The sequence below is a fragment of the Duganella alba genome (genome assembly GCF_009674495.1).
Classification (GTDB): Bacteria; Pseudomonadota; Gammaproteobacteria; order Burkholderiales; family Burkholderiaceae_D; genus Rugamonas; species Rugamonas alba.
In genome coordinates this window covers 13,725-28,923 of sequence record NZ_WKJN01000040.1, presented here as the reverse complement: position 1 = coordinate 28,923, position 15,199 = coordinate 13,725, and the positions used below count along the sequence as shown (strand labels likewise).

Genomic DNA, 15,199 nt, shown 5'->3' with positions numbered 1-15,199 from the left:
ACGATTACACAAGTCATGCCAAATGATTATCAAATCCCGATAATTCGCGACAAAATATTGCCCGTTGCACAGAAAATCAGCACAAATTCGCGCAATCGCCGGCCGCTTGCGGCGATAATCGAGGGTACGATTGCCTTTACCCCTGAGAATCACAATGACGACAGCAGCTGCCCAAGCCTTGCCAACAGAAAACGCGGTGGAAGACGCCCTGATGCGCTCCATCCGGATTCCGCCTCGGCCGAGCCTGCTCGTCGACCTGCAGCGCGAACTGGCCAAGGACGACCCGTCGCCGCGCCAGATCGCCCGCATCATCGGCAACGACGTCGGCATGTCCGGCGCGCTGCTGAAGCTGGCCAACTCGCCGTTCTTCGGCGCCGCCCGCAAGGCCAAGTCGGTCGAGCAGGCGATCAACTTCCTCGGCATCAACCAGTGCGCGGCGCTGCTGACCGGGCTGCTGGCGCGCCAGGCCATCGAGGGCAAGGAGTCGGACCTGAACGCGTTCTGGGAAGTGTCGGCGCGCCGCGCCCAGGCGCTGGTGTTCACCTCGCGCAAGCTGCGCATCGCGCCGCCGGACATCGCCCATACCTTCGGCCTGTTCTGCGACATCGGCGTGCCGCTGCTGATGAACCGCTTCACCGACTACGCCGCCACCTACGACCAGGCCTGCAACGACGCCGACGGCGTCTTCACCGCCATCGAGGACGCGCGCTACAGCACCAACCACGCCGCCATCGGCTGCCTGCTGGCGCGCAACTGGGGCCTGTCGCCGGACGTCTCCTGGGCCATCCTGCTGCACCACGACTACCGCGTGCTGGACGACCCGGCCACCGACGACGCCATCCGCTCGCTGGTGGCGCTGTCGCTGCTGGCCGAAAAAGGCATCCAGCGCCTGCACAACCGCACCACGTCCTACGAATGGGACAAGGGCGGCGAAAGCGCCTGCCGCCACCTCGGCCTGAGCGAGGATGAAACCGAGGATCTGCTCGACGAGCTGAACGAAACCTTCCACACCGAACGATAAGAACAAAGCAAGCCCATGCCTAAGAACAAGCGCCCCGTACCGCGCAAATCCGCCAACTCCCCTGAAGCCAAAGACGAGCAGAACACCACCGAGCTGTGCACGCTGGCGCTCGACCTGGCCGACGAGTCGGCCGGCGCCGACATCATCGCCGCCAGCACCCGCGAGGAGCTGGCGCAAAAGCACATCGCATTCCAGCGCCTGCTGCGCCGCCTGCTGGCGCAGGGTAAAAATGAAGTGCTGTACGGCGCCATCGAAATGGCGCGCGACGAATCGCTCGACGGCTACCGCTACCTGCGCGGCGCCGCCGAGGAAGGCGCCGCCAACCTGCTGCTGCGCCGCGAGCACGGCGCCGACCTCGAGATCGACGCCTTCGCCATTCCGGTGTTCGTGCACAGCCAGGGCGGCCTCGACCCGGCGGCCGACTTCCAGGACCCGGACGCCTACCAGGCGCTGGTCGACAGCTTCACCGACGCCGGCCTGGAAAGCCCGAAAGCGCAGGTGGTGCTGGTCAGCCACGCCTACGACCTGAGCGAAGTCGAACGCATCAGCTACGGCCAGCTGCACGCCATGCTGCGCGAGGCGGCGCAATCGCTGACCGACAAGAAAATCGCCGCCGCGCCGGCGCTGGAACGCAGCCTGGCGGCCGGCTGGTCGGCCACCAGTTTCGGCGCCGACGACACCGCGGTCGAACTGCGCTTCCTGCTCGGCTTCGCGCTGAAGCGCGCCGACGACGCCTTCTACAAGGTGCCGGCCAGCGAGAAGGCCGCCGACGCCTATTTCGCCAAGCGCGCCGACGCTTATCAGAAATGGACCGAAACGCATGCGCCGCTGGTGGCGCGCTGCCTGGGCCGCGCACGCGGCGCCGCTCCGGCGCTGACGCTCAACTTCCTGTACCAGGACCTGTTCTTCGGCGCGCGCGCGCAGGGCCAGTCGGAATACGACATGCTGGGCCTGCTGTCGACGCTGAACCAGGCGCTGGCCGGCCACGATCCGGCGCAGGCGCAGGCCGTCATCGCCCCCACCGACGATGACGACGAACCGGCGCTGCGGGTCCAGCTGTCGCTCGGCGGCGCCGTGCTGGCCACCGCCGACAAGCCGCTCGACCCGGCCGCCGAGCTGGCCCTTGCGCTGGACGACCTGACCGACGCCCTGTCGAGCCTGGGCCTGACCGATATTGCCGTCTCGCAGGACCCGCTTTCCTGAAAGCGATTTCTCGTTTGACAGCCCTCCCTTAGCCGAGGATACTTTCCAGAACGCGGAACGCAGATTCCGCTGCCTGGTGCGGCGCCGGCTTGTGCTCCGCAGCAAAGGGAGACACGTCATGAAAGCATGGTCCCTCATCCTGTGCGCCGCCGCATTCCTCAGCGGTTGCGCCAGTCAGCAGGTGGCGCACGTCGCGCCCGCACAGCAACTCTTCCACGACCAGTTGTTCCAGCCGGCGGCGGCGCCGATCGACACCGCCAGCGTGTTTGCCGTCAGCCCGGCCATGCACGCCTACCTGCAGCGCGAGATCGGCAAGCCGCTGCCCGGCCGCGACGTGCGCCGCATGCTGTTTGAGGCGCTGTACCGGCGCGACAAGCTGCAGCTCGAATATGACGCCGCCATCACCCGCACCGCCGCCGACACCTTCACCGAGCGCGCCGGCAACTGCCTGTCGCTGGCCATCATGACCGCCGCCCTGGCCCATGAGCTGGACCTGCCGGTGCTGTTCCAGCAGGTGCAGATGGACGAGGTGTGGAGCCGCTCCGGCAACCTGTATTTCGCCAGCAACCACGTCAACCTGTCGCTGGGCCGCCCCACCTCCGGGCAGAATCCCTACCTGGCCACCACCATGGACATGGCCAACACGCTGACGGTGGATTTCGTGCCGATCTCGCCCAAGTCGCGCGAAGCCGCGCGGCCGCTGACCGAGAAGACCGTGCTGGCCATGTTCCTCAACAACCGCGCCGCCGAACTGCTGGCGGTCGGTCAGATCGACGACGCCTACTGGGCCGCGCGCAAGGCGGCCGAGGTCGATCCGCTGTTCACCAACGCCTACAACACGCTGGGCGTGGTCTACCAGCACCACGGCAACCAGGCCGAAGCCGAGCAGGCGCTGCGCTACGCGATGTCGCAGGCGCCCGACAACACCATCTTCCTGTCCAACCTGGCGCAGACGCTGGAAAACGCCAACAAAATGGACGAGGCGGCCGTGCTGCGCGCGCGGCTGGCCCAGCTCGAACCGTATCCGCCGTTCTACTTCTTCAACCTGGGCCAGGAAGCCATGAAGCTCGGCGATTACGGCCGCGCCCGCGCCATGTTCCAGCGCGAACTGGACCGGGTGCCGGACTACCACGAATTCCATTTCTGGCTGGCGCTGGCCAATTACCAGCTCGGCAATCTGCGGGCGGCCGACCTGCACATGGCGCAAGCCATGGAAAACAGCACCACGCGCGGCGATCACGACCTTTATTCGGCCAAGCTGGACCGCTTGCGCGCCTACGCGGCCCAGGTGAAATAGCGGGAGGCAATGGTATGCTGGACAGGCTTTAACTTGACACTGAGTTGCGTTCGCGCAACAATTGCAAGTAAATTAAGCCGCATCCGCCTCTACCACAAGGATTTTCGTCATGCTGAGACTCAGGCCCGCCCACGCCGCCCCGTTGATCATCGCCGCGCTGCTGGCCGGCTGCGGCGGCGGTGGCGGCGGCGGGAGCAGCAGCGGCGGCGGGACCACCACGCCGGTGGCCAGCCCCGCCCTCACCTTCACCCCGGGCAGCCTCACCGGCAGCGTCACGGCCGGCACCTCGCTGACCAGCAACATCGTCGCCGCCGTCACCCGCCCGGGCGACTTCACCAACGCCAGCGTGACCGCCGTGGTGGTCGACAGCGCCGGCGTGCTGCTGCCGAACATGCAGCTGGTGCAGGACACCCCCAGCCAGTACCACGCCGTGCTGCAGACCGCGCCGACGCTGGCCGCCGGCCGCTACCAGGGCAACTTCACCGTGCGCCTGTGCCGCGACAGCGCCTGCGCCAGCCAGTTCCCCGGTTCGCCGGTGACGCTGCCGTATGACTTTACCGTGCAGCCGGCCGGCAGCGCGGCCTTCACCGCCGTGCCGGCCATGCCGCTGACCGCCACCATCCAGAGCGGCGGCGCGGCGCCGGCCAGCGTGCCGGTGGCCATCACCAGCAGCGGCAGCTGGAGCGCCGCCAGCGGCGCCACCTGGCTCAAGCTGAGCGCCGCCAGCGGCAGCGGCAACGCCAGCCTCAGCGTCAGCTACGACGCCACCGGCCTGGCCGCCGGCACGTACAGCACCAACCTGAATATCAGCAGCGCCGACAGCACCGTCACGCTGCCGGCCACGCTGACCGTGCTGCAGCCGACCCTGACCCTGGACAAAGGCAGCCTGACGTTCACCGCCATCAATGGCACCTCGATCGCCAGCCAGATCGTGGCGCTGGACACCGACGTCAAGATCACCACGCCATGGACCGCCAACAGCAACACCGCCTGGCTCAGCGTCTCGCCCACCAGCGGCACCACGCCGGCCACCGCCGTGCTGACGGTGGACCCGACCGTGGGCACGCTGGCCAGCGGCAGCTATCCCGGCTCGATCACCATCCAGCCCACCGGCCTGGCCGCGCGCACCCTGCCGGTCACGCTCAACCTGACGCCGGCCACGCTGCAAACCTCGGTCCCCTCGATCGTCCTGGGCGGCACCTACGGCCGCGACTTCGGCAGCACCCAGGTGGCCCAGCCCTTGAAGATGACGCTCAACACCGGCAGCAACAGCTGGCCGTGGGTGTTCGACTTCGTGCCGTCGTGGGCCAGCGCCGGCACCGCCGGCGGCACCATCAACGCGGTCGGCGCCAGCACCACCTTCAAGGCGGTGGCGGCCACCGCCCCGCTCGGCACCACCGATTCCTCGTTCACCGCCAAGGCCATGGTCAACGGCGACACGATCCGGGCGACCGTGGGACTGCTGCTGAACAAGGACCAGCACAAGCTGCTGCCGGCCGAAACCGCCGTGGCCTTCGTCAGCACGCCGACCTGGAGCCGCATGACGCGCACCATCGCCGTCAGCGACAACTACGGCGCCTTCGGCGGCATGAGCGCCACCAGCGACCAGCCGTGGCTGGTGGCGGGCGTCAGCGGCAACCAGCTGACCCTGACCGCCGACGACAGCCAGCAGCTGACCGACACCGTCGCCACCGCCACCATCACGCTGGCCGCCCTCGATCCCGACGCCAAGGCGTCGGAGCCGATCCGCGTGGCCTTGTGGAAAGGCACGGCGGCGCCGACCGCCGCCATCTCCACCGCGCTGCCTTACACCAACGTGGTCACCGATCCGGCCCGCCCGTATGCCTATGTGCACAACGGCGGCGCCTACATCGACGTCTACAACGTGTACACCGGCCTAAAGGAAGCAAGCATCACCGGCTTCTCGGCGCATCTGGGCGACATGGCGGTCACGCCCAACGGCGACGCGTTGTACGTGGTCGACATCGACAACAGCCGCATCACCACGGTCGACCTGACCACGCGCGCCATCAGCACCCAGCTGGCGCTGGCGGTGCCCGGCAACGCCGCCACCCGCATCAAGCTGATCCGTCCGAACGGCGTCGGCATGCTGGTCTTGAGCGATGGCCAGGTGTATCTCACCGCCGACAACACGCGCCTGCCCAAGCTGCCGCTGGGCACCGGCGGCACGCTGGCGGCCAGCGCCGACGGCAAGCGCGTGGTGCAGCAGGACGAAGGCAACAGCACCATCCAGCACACCACCGTCAGCGTCGACTACGCGGCGCTGGCCGGCGGCACCCTGTTTGCCGCCAAGCTGGCCAGCGCCAGCCACGGCAGCCCGGGCGCGCAGGGCCAGGATCTGTGGGTCAACAGCGACGGCAGCCGCGTGGTGTACGCCGCCACCGCGCCGAAAGCGTGCACCATCATGGACGGCGCCACGCTGGGCATCCTGGGCTACATGCCCATCGGCGACGCCACGCCCAACAACGTGGTGGTGACGCTGGACGGCCGCATGGTCTGCGCCGGCGCCGCGCGCGGCAATACCAACGACGTCTACCTGTACGACAGCGCCGGCGCCAAGCTGATCCAGCAATACAAGCTCAACAACGGCAAGACGCTGCTGCCGCGCCAGCTGGCGGTGTCGGGCGATGGCTGGATCCTGGTCGGCATCACCAATGACGGCGCCCTCACCTTCCTGCCGATCGGCCCGTAAAAAAGCACCCCGACCGAAAGGGTCTGACCCCATGCGGGGTCAGACCCTGGCCGCAGCGCTGTGCGGGTCGAGCGGGTGCCGCGAGCATCAAGGCAAAGCGCGATCTCGCGCCGTGGGGGTCAGTACCCGGTACTCCGCCCCGCAATGACAGGCAACTCATCATCCGTCGTCAACGACCAGATCAGCCGCGCAATGGTTTCCGACGCCACCACCGTATGGTGATTCCCCTGCGCCATCAGCTTTTCGCGGATCTCGCGCCGAACGGCGGGGATGCCGGTCAGGTCAAACAGGATATCGATGCCGCTGCCCAGCGCCACAATTTCATCCAGCGAGGCGATGTTGAGGCCGGCGTCCACCGCCTGCTGGCGGCCGGGCGTGTCGCCGGTTTCGGCCACGCCGACCAGCTCCACGCCGTGGCCGCTGCGGGCCAGCAGATTACGCAGGAAAGCCGAGCCGATGCGGCCCAGACCGATGATGGCGATTTTTTGAGTTTCCACGTTTCCCCCTGTTTTAGCTACACTGTCGTTGTCAGACTAGCATAACCACAAGGCAAGATTCATGCAACGCAATCCCACGCTGGACCATATTTTCTGGCACACCCTGAACGGCGCGCATCGGCAGTGGTCGAGCGGCACCGACACGGCGCGCCGCTACACCCAGGGCTTCTCGCCGATCATCGCCTTTGCCGACCCGGCGCAGCCGGACTTCGCCGCGCTGCAACCCTGGTGCGCCGCCGGCGAGCACTTCTATTGCGAAAACTGGACCGGCGCCGCGCCGCCCGGCTGGCGCATCGACGCCGAAACCACCATGTTCCGCATGCTGTGGGACGGCCCGCTGCCGGCGGCCGACCCGGCGCCGGACGCCGTGCCGCTGCGGCCCGAGCACGCGCAGCAGGCGCTGGACCTGGCGACGCTGTGCAAGCCGGGCCCGTTCGGCATCCGCACCATTGAGCTGGGCGATTATTTCGGCTATTTCGACGGCGAGCGCCTGATGGCCATGGCCGGCGAACGCCTGCGCGCGCCGGGCCTGACTGAAATCAGCGGCGTCTGCACCCACCCGGACGACCAGGGACGCGGCCTGGCCAGGCGGCTCATCGGCAAGCTGATCCGCCGCCACATGCTGCGCGACGAGCGCTCCTTCCTGCACGTGATGCGCACCAATCCCGCCCACCAGCTGTACCTGAAGATGGGCTTCAAGGATTACCTGGAATCGACCGTGCGGGTGGTGGTGGCGGAATAGTCAGCCGAAGGCGGTGTAGGCGACGCCGTTCTGCATCACGCCGACCAGCGCGGCGATGTTTTCCGCGCTCTGGCTGAAGCTGGCCAGCACGTCGGCGGCGGTGCCGCCGTGCTTCATCGCATCGACCCAGTAATCGAAGCCGGCCTGGTCCGGCGTCCGGTGCAGCACGTTCTGGTAGTAGCGCCCGACAATGTCGGCGTTGCTTGGCTGCGCGCCATACAAGTCCTGGAACTCCTTCGAGCTGACAAAGGACTTGCTGACGTCGAGCAGGCTGCCGCCGTGGTCCATCACGCTGATCCAGTAACCGAGGCCGGCGGCGTCGGGGGCGCGGTTGAACGCGGCCTGGTACACGCGGTAGGCCTGGCCGGCGACGCCATCGACGCCGGTGTCGAGCGCCACGCTGGCGTCGCTGAATTGCAGCCGTTCGACGCCGTGCAGCAGGTCGGCGCCGCTCGCATTGCTGACCTTGTAGCCGCCGTCGCCCTGCCTGGCGATGGTGTTGGCGGCCAGCGTGTCGCTGGCGTAGGCCACCTTGTCGAGGCCGGCGCCGCCGTCGATGCTGGCGCCGCGCGGACCGGCGGTAAACAGATCGTCATGCGTGCCGCCGACCAGCTGCTTGAATTGCGCCGAGCCGTACAGATGCAGGCCGGCGTCGGCGCTGCGCGACACCAGCATCTTGTCGCTGTCGATCACATGCGTGCCGTCGCGCACCACCAGCGCACTGGCGGCCAGCGACGGATCGATCACCACGTCGAGCGACCAGTGGCCGCTGGCGTCGGCCTTGGCCTGCGCCAGCAGCGTATTGTGCTCCAGCACGCTGGTGGTGGAACCGGCCTGCGCCGTACCGCTCAGGTGCAGCAGGTTGCTGGTCATGGCGCTGCTGACGGTGCTGCCGGTCACCACCGGCTTGACCAGGCCCTTGCCGGTCAGGCTGCCGTCGGACAGCGCCAGGTTGTCCGGCATGGTCACGGTATAGCCGAGGCCTTGCAGGATCAGCACGTCGAGCTGGCTCATCTCGTAGTGGTGGCCGCCGTAGAAGTACAGGCCGTTCATGATGTCGTCCAGATAGCCGGCCTGCAGGTTGGTGGCGTCGCCCAGGTGCGAATTGTTCTGCGACACCGACGTGCTGCTGACCTCCACCGGATCGATGCCGTGCGACGCGAAGTTCGGCATGTCGAGATACAGCTTGCCGTTGGCGGACGTCACGTATTTATCCCACACCGTGCGCCAGATGCCGTTGTACTGGGTGGTGGCGGTGTCGCGGTAGGAATTGATGCCGAGGCCGTGCATCAGCTCGTGCAGCACCACCGACAGGCCGTCGGTCATGGTGTTGGGCACCGAGCGCGGGGCGTCGTAGGCGCCGCCGTCGAAGTACAGGCCCTTGAAATAGCTGCTGGTCGGATCGACGTAGATGGTGAGGTCGGCGGCGCTGCCGTTCAGGTTGGCGCCGGCCGCGAATTCAGCGGCGGCTTCGGCCTTTAAAATATTCAGGCCGTTTTCGGTGGTGTACTCCGCATAGTTGGCGCCGCCGCCGGCAAAGCGGCCGGTCGACGTGGCGCTGACCGACACCGTGACATTCAGCGTGGTGCTGCCGACAATGAACTGGTTCAGGTACGTCACGGCCGACTGGATCGCCGCGTTGAACAGCGTCTTGTCCGTCATGAAGTTGTTCGGGTCTTCATACGTAATTGCAACGTTCCACATCCGCGGCTCCGATCATTTTAAGATCGTCAATATTACCACTGGGAAATTAGTTGTCAATATAAGAATCTAGCGCGTGACGCTGAAATGGTTGACCGTGGTTTTGCCGGTGCCGGAAATGATCTCCGTGCCCATTTCGATCGAGTTCATGTAGTTGTCCGCCTTCAGCCAGCCTTTGCCGATCAGGTAGTCGTTGATCGACTTCATCTTCATGCTGCCGCGCAGGTGGTCCTCCTTCACCAGCAGCTCGACGTTATAGCGCGGGATATTCTTGGCCACATCCATTTCCACCTGCATGTAGACGTAGTAGGTGATGCCGTCGATCACGGTGGTTTCGATGAACTGGTGCGGATTGCCGCACTCGTCCATGCAAACCTTGGTGGGCCGCAGCATCACCGTCACCGAGGACAGCCATTCATTGGTGTCATGCGTGGCGATGTAGGTGCCCTGGATGAAGGTCTGGTCGATGCCGTCCGACGCCACCGCGACATCATGGTTTGCCACCAGGTCCACCTGCGACACCAGCAACGGCAATACCGAAGCGGCCGAGGTGGCGCCGCCGAGCTGGCGGCCGTAGATGATTTCGGGGAAGGCCTTCACATAGCCGGCGGTGTTGGTGGCGCTCTCGGGATAGCGCCAGTCCGCCTGCGGCAGCGACCAGTTCCACGCCGCGCTGATGGCGTTGTCCGCCAGGTCCTTGCCGCCGGCGCACTCGGTGTAGGCGAACGGCAGCGGCTTCGGATGGCCGGCGGCGTCGACGATATTCCACTCGTTGGTCGAGACGTTATAGCCCGAGAACACCAGCGGCTTGTCGGCCGGCGTATGCGCGCAGACGCTTTGCGCCGTCGCCGGCACGAACGGCACATAGTCAAAACCGTTGGCCATCACCGGCTGCAGATTGGCTTTGTTCTCGGGCGAGTCGGCAAAACTGAACAGCACGGCGTTGCGGAGCGCGCCGTTGTTCAACTGACCCGCCCACCAGTCGACGCCGGCCGCCTCGCCGGGACGATGGAGTATGTTGTTGTAGAGGGCATTGGTGAAGGCGACGTTGGACACGTTGTCGCCATACAGCTGCCTGAATTCGCCCGAGCTGATGAAATCGCTGGCGATGCCCGGCAAGTCCCGCCCGCTTTGATTGACGGCGATCCAGTAGCCCAGCCCGGCCAGATCCGGCTGCCGGTTGAAGGCCGCCTGGTACAGGCGATACACCTGCCCCGGCGTGCCGTCCACCTCCAGCGACACGTAGCGGTCAAAAAACTTGAGGAGCTGGGCGCCGGCATAGCGGGCGGCCGCGCCGCTCTGCTGGTTCGTCACGGTGACCACGCCGTCCGCCGCGCGGGCCACGCTGTAATCAGCGCGGTATCCCGGAACCCACACCACGGAGGCGGCGGCGCCGGCGGCGCCCAGCGCGGCCATTTTTTTCTGTGGCGCATCCTGCGTCGTGCCGCCGCAGGCGCCCAGAATGATCGAGACGGCAACAGTCAGCAAGCGTTTCATTTTTCTCCTGCGGCAAGCAATGGACGTAAGCCCAGCCAGCTCTCAAGCTTTTTATCGACGGCCAGGGTATACGCCGGGCTGGAGGACGGGAGTTCAACGGTGCGGATGGCGTCATGGGCGGCCGCCAGCTGCTTGAGCCCGAGCCGCGCGGCGGTCTTGCCATTGAAGGCCACCGCCCGTAATTGCGGCAGCGTGCCGACAAGGCCGGACAGGTCATTGCTGCGGTGATCCCTGATACGGCTGTCCAGGCTGCCATCCCTGGTGGCATCGGCCACCACATCCCACAAGCCGACGCCGTGCGCCAGCAGCGTGGCCAGCCGGTCCGCATAGTCCAGCCCAACCAGATCCGTCCCCAGCAATTGGGAAAGCAGATACCAGAAGGCGTTTTGTTTGTTGGCGTAGTACTGGCCTTGCGCCAGCGACTTGTCGCCCGGAAGGCTGCCTAGAATCAGGATTTTTGTGTCGGCATTCACGACTGGCGGAAAGCACGCTTTACTGCTCATTCTTCGTCCCGGACGTCTCGTTCATACGCGTCATTGTAGGTGTAGAATCATTATCAGTCGATAACAATAACTTGCCGGAGACAACCATGCCGCAACACCGCACGATCGATACGCTGCTGGCCAAATACAGCGAAAGCCACCTCAACCACACCAACGAACTGATCCATTTTGTCTGCGTGCCCGTCATCGTGTTCACGCTGCTGGGGATGTTGTGGGCGCTGCATCCCCTGGTGGCGCTGGGACTGGCCGCGGCCTCGATGCTGTACTACTTCCGCCTGTCGAAGCCGTTCGCGGTCGGCATGCTGCTGATGGCGGCGCTGATGCTGGCGATCCTGGCGGCGCTGCCGCCGCAGACTGTGCTGCCGCTGTCGATCGCGATTTTCGTGCTGGCGTGGATCGGCCAGTTCATCGGCCACAAGATCGAGGGCAAGAAGCCGTCGTTTTTTGAAGACCTGCGCTTCCTGCTGATCGGCCCGCTTTTCGTGCTCAGCTTCCTGTACCGCCGGCTGCACCTGGCGTACTAAGTCAGCGCAGCAGCGCGTAGAACATGGCCGTGGCGGCGCCCTGCATGCCATCATCGGCCAGCATCAGCACCAGCGCGGTGCTCAGGGCGACATAGCCCAGCAGCGTGACGACCTTGATTTGCAGCGCGGTGCTCATGGCGCCCTCCGGTTGGCGATGATTTGGGGTGTGATTTCACTATACTTGGTCTTTAGACAAATACTGCTGAATTTACACGCCAGATACAACTTCGTTGGCAATCTGTTGCGCCGCAACAAAAAGCTGGCCGCTAGGCAAGATGCAAGCCGGGCAGCTATACTCGTTCGATGTCCTCGCCACTCTTATTCCTTACCGCCTGTTTGATCTGGGGTTCCACCTTCTTCGCTATCACGCTGCAACTCGGTGAGGTCGCGCCCGCCGTCTCGGTGGTGTACCGCTTCGCGCTGGCCTCGGCGGTGCTGTTCGCCTGGTGCGCGGTGCGCGGCGACCGCCTGCTGCTGCCGTGGCGCGTGCAGCGCTGGATGATGCTGCAAGGCGCAGCCACCTTTGCCGCCAGCTACATCTGCACCTACACCTCCGAGCAATACCTGGTGTCCGGCCTGGTGGCCGTGCTGTTCGCGCTGATGGTGTTCTGGAATCCACTCCTCAACCGCATCGCTTTCGGCGCCGCGCTGGGCTGGCGCACCTGGGCCGCCGGCATCGTCGCCATCTGCGGCATCACCCTGCTGTTCCTGCACTCCATCGGCGACGCCTGGCAGCAGATCCGCAGCGGCGGCGACGGCCACTTCCTGCTCGGCCTGATGCTGGCGCTGACCGCCACCCTGGCCAGCTCGGTCGGCAATGTGGTGGTGGTCAAGGTCCGCCAGCAATCCGACAATGTGCTGCTGACCATGGCCTGGTCGATGCTGTGGGGCACGCTGCTGGTGGCGCTGTGGGTGATCGTCAGCGGCCAGCACTTCAGCCTGCCGACGACGGCGACATACTGGGGCGGCCTGCTGTGGCTGTCTCTGCTGGGTTCGGTGATCGCGTTCGCCGCCTACTTCACGCTGATCCACCGCATCGGCTCGGACAAGGCGGTCTACATCGGCGTCGTCACGCCGGTGATCTCCGTGCTGTTGTCGATCCAGCTGGAACATTACCGCCCCGGAACCATGGAATGGCTGGGCATGATACTGTGTCTGTCCAGCGTCGCCTGGGCGCTGCAACCGAATTCTTCCACTACCTCCAAAACCTGATGAGCTCTTCCGAACTGACCATCCGCCCGGCGACGCCGGCCGACATTCCCGCCATCTTCGGCATGATCTTCGAGCTGGCCGTGTTTGAAAAACTCGAACACATGGTCGTCGCCAACGAAGCCATGCTGCACGACAGCCTGTTCTGCGACAAGCCGGTGTGCGAGGCGCTGGTGGGCGAAACCGGCGGCGAGGTGGTCACCTTTGCGCTGTTCTTCCACAACTTCTCCACCTTCCTGTGCAAGAAGGGCCTGTATCTGGAGGATCTGTACGTGCAGCAGTCGCAGCGAGGCAAGGGCTACGGCAAGCAGATGCTGGTGGCGCTGGCGCAACTGGCGGTGGAGCGCGACTGCGGCCGCTTCGAATGGTCGGTGCTGGACTGGAACGCCAATGCGATCAAGTTCTACGAAGGCATGGGCGCGACCGTGATGCCGGATTGGCGCATCTGCCGCGTTACCGGCGACGCGCTGGCGCAGCTGTCGGCGCAGGGGTAGCAGCTCGCGGCACCAACCCAACCCGCACACCGCTGCGGCCAGGGTCTGCCCCCGTACGGGGTCAGACCCTTTCGTTTGGGGTGGAAGCATGCGCACGTAAAAAAATCCCACCCAGCGACAAGCGCTGGATGGGTGGAACCCGTTGTCAGTGGGAGGGAGATTGAATCAACGGATTCACTATATCTCCCGTCGCAACCGCGCGCCGCAGGCCTTACAAATCATTACGGCGCCTTGAATTCGCTTACACCGGCTTTACAGAAAAGCGATGCCTGTTAAGCACAGCATGCTCCAGCAACTCGAATACACCCTGTGTCAGCAATGCCAATATTGCTGCTGGGATAGCGCCAGCCAGCAACATATCGTTGTCGTTCAAGGCCAGGCCGATGGTGATGCGCTCGCCGAAACCGCCGGCGCCGATGAAGGCGGCGATGGTCGCCGTGCCGACACTCAGCACGGCGGCGGTTTTCACGCCGGCCAGGATCACCGGCAGCGCCAGCGGCAAATCGATATGCACCAGCCGCTGCATCGGCCGCAGGCCGATCGCCTGCGCCGCCAGCTTCAGTCCCGGCGACACCTGCAACAGCCCGGTGCAGGTGTTGCGCACGATCGGCAGCAGCGCATACACCACCAGCGCCACCAGCGCCGGCGCCGTGCCTATCATGCCGAGCAAGGGAATCAGCAACGCCAGCAGGGCAAGCGACGGTATCGTTTGCAGCATGCCCGTCAGGCCGAGCACCACTTGCCGCAAGCGCGGCAGCCACGCCGCCAGCACGCCCAGCGGCACGCCGATCACGCAGGCGATCGCCACCGCCAGCAGCACCAGCGTCAGATGCTGGCGCGTCAGATGCCCCAGATTCTTGTCGAAGATTTTCGCCAGCAGGCCGTCGCGCGCAGCCGGCACGGCGCCTGGGGCCGCAGCAGCGATGGCGCCGGCAGCCGCTGCGCCAGCTGCGGGCGCCGACAGCGGATGCGCCGCCAGCCAGTCGCTCGCCACGCGCGAAAAACTCTGGCCATCGATTTCAGCGGCCGCATTCATCGCAATCATATCCTTCTCGCTGATACGCCCTTCCAGCCTGCTGATCGCCTGCCACGCCGCCGAAAACCGCCTGGCCGCGTCGAGCCGGTACAGCAGCACCGCATCGTAACGCGGGAAGTATGCGCGGTCATCCTCCAGCACCCGCAAGCCATACTGGCTAATGCGCGCCTCGGTCGAATAAATATCCACCACATCCACCTGCTTGTGTCGCAACGCCTCATACGCGATACCGTGGTCCAGTCCCTCCGGCCGCTGCGTCAGACCATAGCGCGCCGCCAGTCCCTGCCAGCCATCCGCACGGCCGATGAACTCATGCGACAGACCAAAGCGCAGCTGCGTGCGCCCCGCCAGCTCGCTCAGCTTGTGCGGCGCATCCGCATCGCCGCGCATCGCCAGTGCATAGGTATTGTTGAAGCCCAGCGGCACCGCCACACCCAGCCCCATCGCCGCCAGCTCCTTGCGGATCTGCTCCATCGAAGCCGGCTTGGCGTGCTTGAGGATCTCCAGGTCCAGCGTGCCTACATACTCGGGATAGACATCGATCCGCCCGGCCTCCAACGCCGCCAGCACAATCGCCGTATTGCCCAGACCTTGCAGATGCTCCACCTTCGCATGCGGCGCCGCCGTCTGCGCCAGCACCTCACCCAGGATGTACGACTCGGTGAAGCGCTTGGAACCGATATGCAGCGTATCGCCCGCCGCCATTGCAGCCGGACCGGCGAACACCATCGCCAGCCCGGCCATCCATCGTCGTCCCGTCAT

14 protein-coding genes are annotated in these 15,199 nt (G+C 65.6%); 8 read left to right on the top strand and 6 right to left on the bottom strand.

Going from position 1 to position 15,199, the window contains the following annotated elements; genetic code table 11:
• Positions 1-154 precede the first annotated feature (154 nt).
• The 4 genes from GJ695_RS26375 (at position 155) to GJ695_RS26360 (ending at position 6,234) form a co-directional block, all read left to right on the top strand.
• On the top strand, positions 155-1,021 hold the full coding sequence (locus tag GJ695_RS26375) for an HDOD domain-containing protein (protein WP_154370092.1): 867 nt from the start codon (positions 155-157) through the stop codon (positions 1,019-1,021).
• Positions 1,022-1,036: 15 nt separating this feature from the next.
• Complete coding sequence (locus GJ695_RS26370) at positions 1,037-2,224, top strand: hypothetical protein (RefSeq protein ID WP_154370091.1); 1,188 nt, start codon at positions 1,037-1,039, stop codon at positions 2,222-2,224.
• A gap of 118 nt (positions 2,225-2,342) precedes the next feature.
• Complete coding sequence (locus tag GJ695_RS26365; protein WP_154370090.1) at positions 2,343-3,521, top strand: tetratricopeptide repeat protein; 1,179 nt, start codon at positions 2,343-2,345, stop codon at positions 3,519-3,521.
• Positions 3,522-3,630: 109 nt separating this feature from the next.
• Entirely contained in the window at positions 3,631-6,234 is a 2,604-nt protein-coding gene (locus GJ695_RS26360) for a BACON domain-containing protein (protein WP_154370088.1), read from the top strand.
• 119 nt (positions 6,235-6,353) lie between these two features.
• Here the strand turns inward: GJ695_RS26360 and GJ695_RS26355 are convergent, their stop codons facing one another.
• Positions 6,354-6,731, bottom strand: a complete 378-nt coding sequence (locus GJ695_RS26355) for a Gfo/Idh/MocA family oxidoreductase (protein WP_166455341.1) — start codon at positions 6,729-6,731, stop codon at positions 6,354-6,356.
• 61 nt (positions 6,732-6,792) lie between these two features.
• Here GJ695_RS26355 and GJ695_RS26350 point away from each other — a divergent pair, with 61 nt between their 5' ends.
• Complete coding sequence (locus GJ695_RS26350; protein ID WP_154370086.1) at positions 6,793-7,473, top strand: GNAT family N-acetyltransferase; 681 nt, start codon at positions 6,793-6,795, stop codon at positions 7,471-7,473.
• On the opposite strand, the gene GJ695_RS26345 is transcribed toward GJ695_RS26350, so the two are convergent.
• From GJ695_RS26345 to GJ695_RS26335, 3 genes are all read right to left on the bottom strand, one after another.
• Complete coding sequence (locus GJ695_RS26345; RefSeq protein ID WP_154370084.1) at positions 7,474-9,177, bottom strand: DUF4214 domain-containing protein; 1,704 nt, start codon at positions 9,175-9,177, stop codon at positions 7,474-7,476.
• Between the two features lie 66 nt (positions 9,178-9,243).
• Positions 9,244-10,671, bottom strand: coding sequence for a DUF4214 domain-containing protein (locus tag GJ695_RS26340; RefSeq protein WP_154370082.1), 1,428 nt, complete (start codon positions 10,669-10,671; stop codon positions 9,244-9,246).
• On the bottom strand, positions 10,668-11,174 hold the full coding sequence (locus GJ695_RS26335; protein ID WP_154370080.1) for a DNA-deoxyinosine glycosylase: 507 nt from the start codon (positions 11,172-11,174) through the stop codon (positions 10,668-10,670). Before GJ695_RS26335 ends, GJ695_RS26340 begins: the two co-directional genes overlap by 4 nt.
• A gap of 86 nt (positions 11,175-11,260) precedes the next feature.
• On the opposite strand from GJ695_RS26335, the gene GJ695_RS26330 reads away from it, so the two are divergent.
• A complete protein-coding gene (locus GJ695_RS26330; RefSeq protein ID WP_154370078.1) occupies positions 11,261-11,698 on the top strand; it encodes an Mpo1 family 2-hydroxy fatty acid dioxygenase in 438 nt (145 codons plus the stop codon).
• A gap of 1 nt (position 11,699) precedes the next feature.
• Here GJ695_RS26330 and GJ695_RS30410 read toward each other — a convergent pair whose 3' ends face one another.
• On the bottom strand, positions 11,700-11,834 hold the full coding sequence (locus GJ695_RS30410) for a hypothetical protein (RefSeq protein WP_267874284.1): 135 nt from the start codon (positions 11,832-11,834) through the stop codon (positions 11,700-11,702).
• Between the two features lie 167 nt (positions 11,835-12,001).
• Here GJ695_RS30410 and GJ695_RS26325 point away from each other — a divergent pair, with 167 nt between their 5' ends.
• Together GJ695_RS26325 and GJ695_RS26320 are read left to right on the top strand one after the other, a co-directional pair.
• Entirely contained in the window at positions 12,002-12,910 is a 909-nt protein-coding gene (locus tag GJ695_RS26325) for a DMT family transporter (protein ID WP_154370076.1), read from the top strand.
• On the top strand, positions 12,910-13,401 hold the full coding sequence (locus GJ695_RS26320; RefSeq protein WP_154370074.1) for a GNAT family N-acetyltransferase: 492 nt from the start codon (positions 12,910-12,912) through the stop codon (positions 13,399-13,401). The genes GJ695_RS26325 and GJ695_RS26320 overlap by 1 nt, the downstream gene beginning before the upstream one ends.
• 241 nt (positions 13,402-13,642) lie before the next feature.
• Here the strand turns inward: GJ695_RS26320 and GJ695_RS26315 are convergent, their stop codons facing one another.
• Positions 13,643-15,199, bottom strand: a complete 1,557-nt coding sequence (locus GJ695_RS26315; RefSeq protein ID WP_371866608.1) for a glycine betaine ABC transporter substrate-binding protein — start codon at positions 15,197-15,199, stop codon at positions 13,643-13,645.

Bases quoted from the DNA above. Each gene is read 5' to 3' on its own strand.
- GJ695_RS26375 (WP_154370092.1), top strand. From the start codon at position 155: ATGACGACAGCAGCTGCCCAAGCCTTGCCAACAGAAAACGCGGTGGAA.
- GJ695_RS26370 (WP_154370091.1), top strand. From the start codon at position 1,037: ATGCCTAAGAACAAGCGCCCCGTACCGCGCAAATCCGCCAACTCCCCT.
- GJ695_RS26365 (WP_154370090.1), top strand. From the start codon at position 2,343: ATGAAAGCATGGTCCCTCATCCTGTGCGCCGCCGCATTCCTCAGCGGT.
- GJ695_RS26360 (WP_154370088.1), top strand. From the start codon at position 3,631: ATGCTGAGACTCAGGCCCGCCCACGCCGCCCCGTTGATCATCGCCGCG.
- GJ695_RS26350 (WP_154370086.1), top strand. From the start codon at position 6,793: ATGCAACGCAATCCCACGCTGGACCATATTTTCTGGCACACCCTGAAC.
- GJ695_RS26345 (WP_154370084.1), bottom strand. From the start codon at position 9,177: ATGTGGAACGTTGCAATTACGTATGAAGACCCGAACAACTTCATGACG.
- GJ695_RS26340 (WP_154370082.1), bottom strand. From the start codon at position 10,671: ATGAAACGCTTGCTGACTGTTGCCGTCTCGATCATTCTGGGCGCCTGC.
- GJ695_RS26335 (WP_154370080.1), bottom strand. From the start codon at position 11,174: ATGAGCAGTAAAGCGTGCTTTCCGCCAGTCGTGAATGCCGACACAAAA.
- GJ695_RS26330 (WP_154370078.1), top strand. From the start codon at position 11,261: ATGCCGCAACACCGCACGATCGATACGCTGCTGGCCAAATACAGCGAA.
- GJ695_RS30410 (WP_267874284.1), bottom strand. From the start codon at position 11,834: ATGAGCACCGCGCTGCAAATCAAGGTCGTCACGCTGCTGGGCTATGTC.
- GJ695_RS26325 (WP_154370076.1), top strand. From the start codon at position 12,002: ATGTCCTCGCCACTCTTATTCCTTACCGCCTGTTTGATCTGGGGTTCC.
- GJ695_RS26320 (WP_154370074.1), top strand. From the start codon at position 12,910: ATGAGCTCTTCCGAACTGACCATCCGCCCGGCGACGCCGGCCGACATT.
- GJ695_RS26315 (WP_371866608.1), bottom strand. From the start codon at position 15,199: ATGACGGGACGACGATGGATGGCCGGGCTGGCGATGGTGTTCGCCGGT.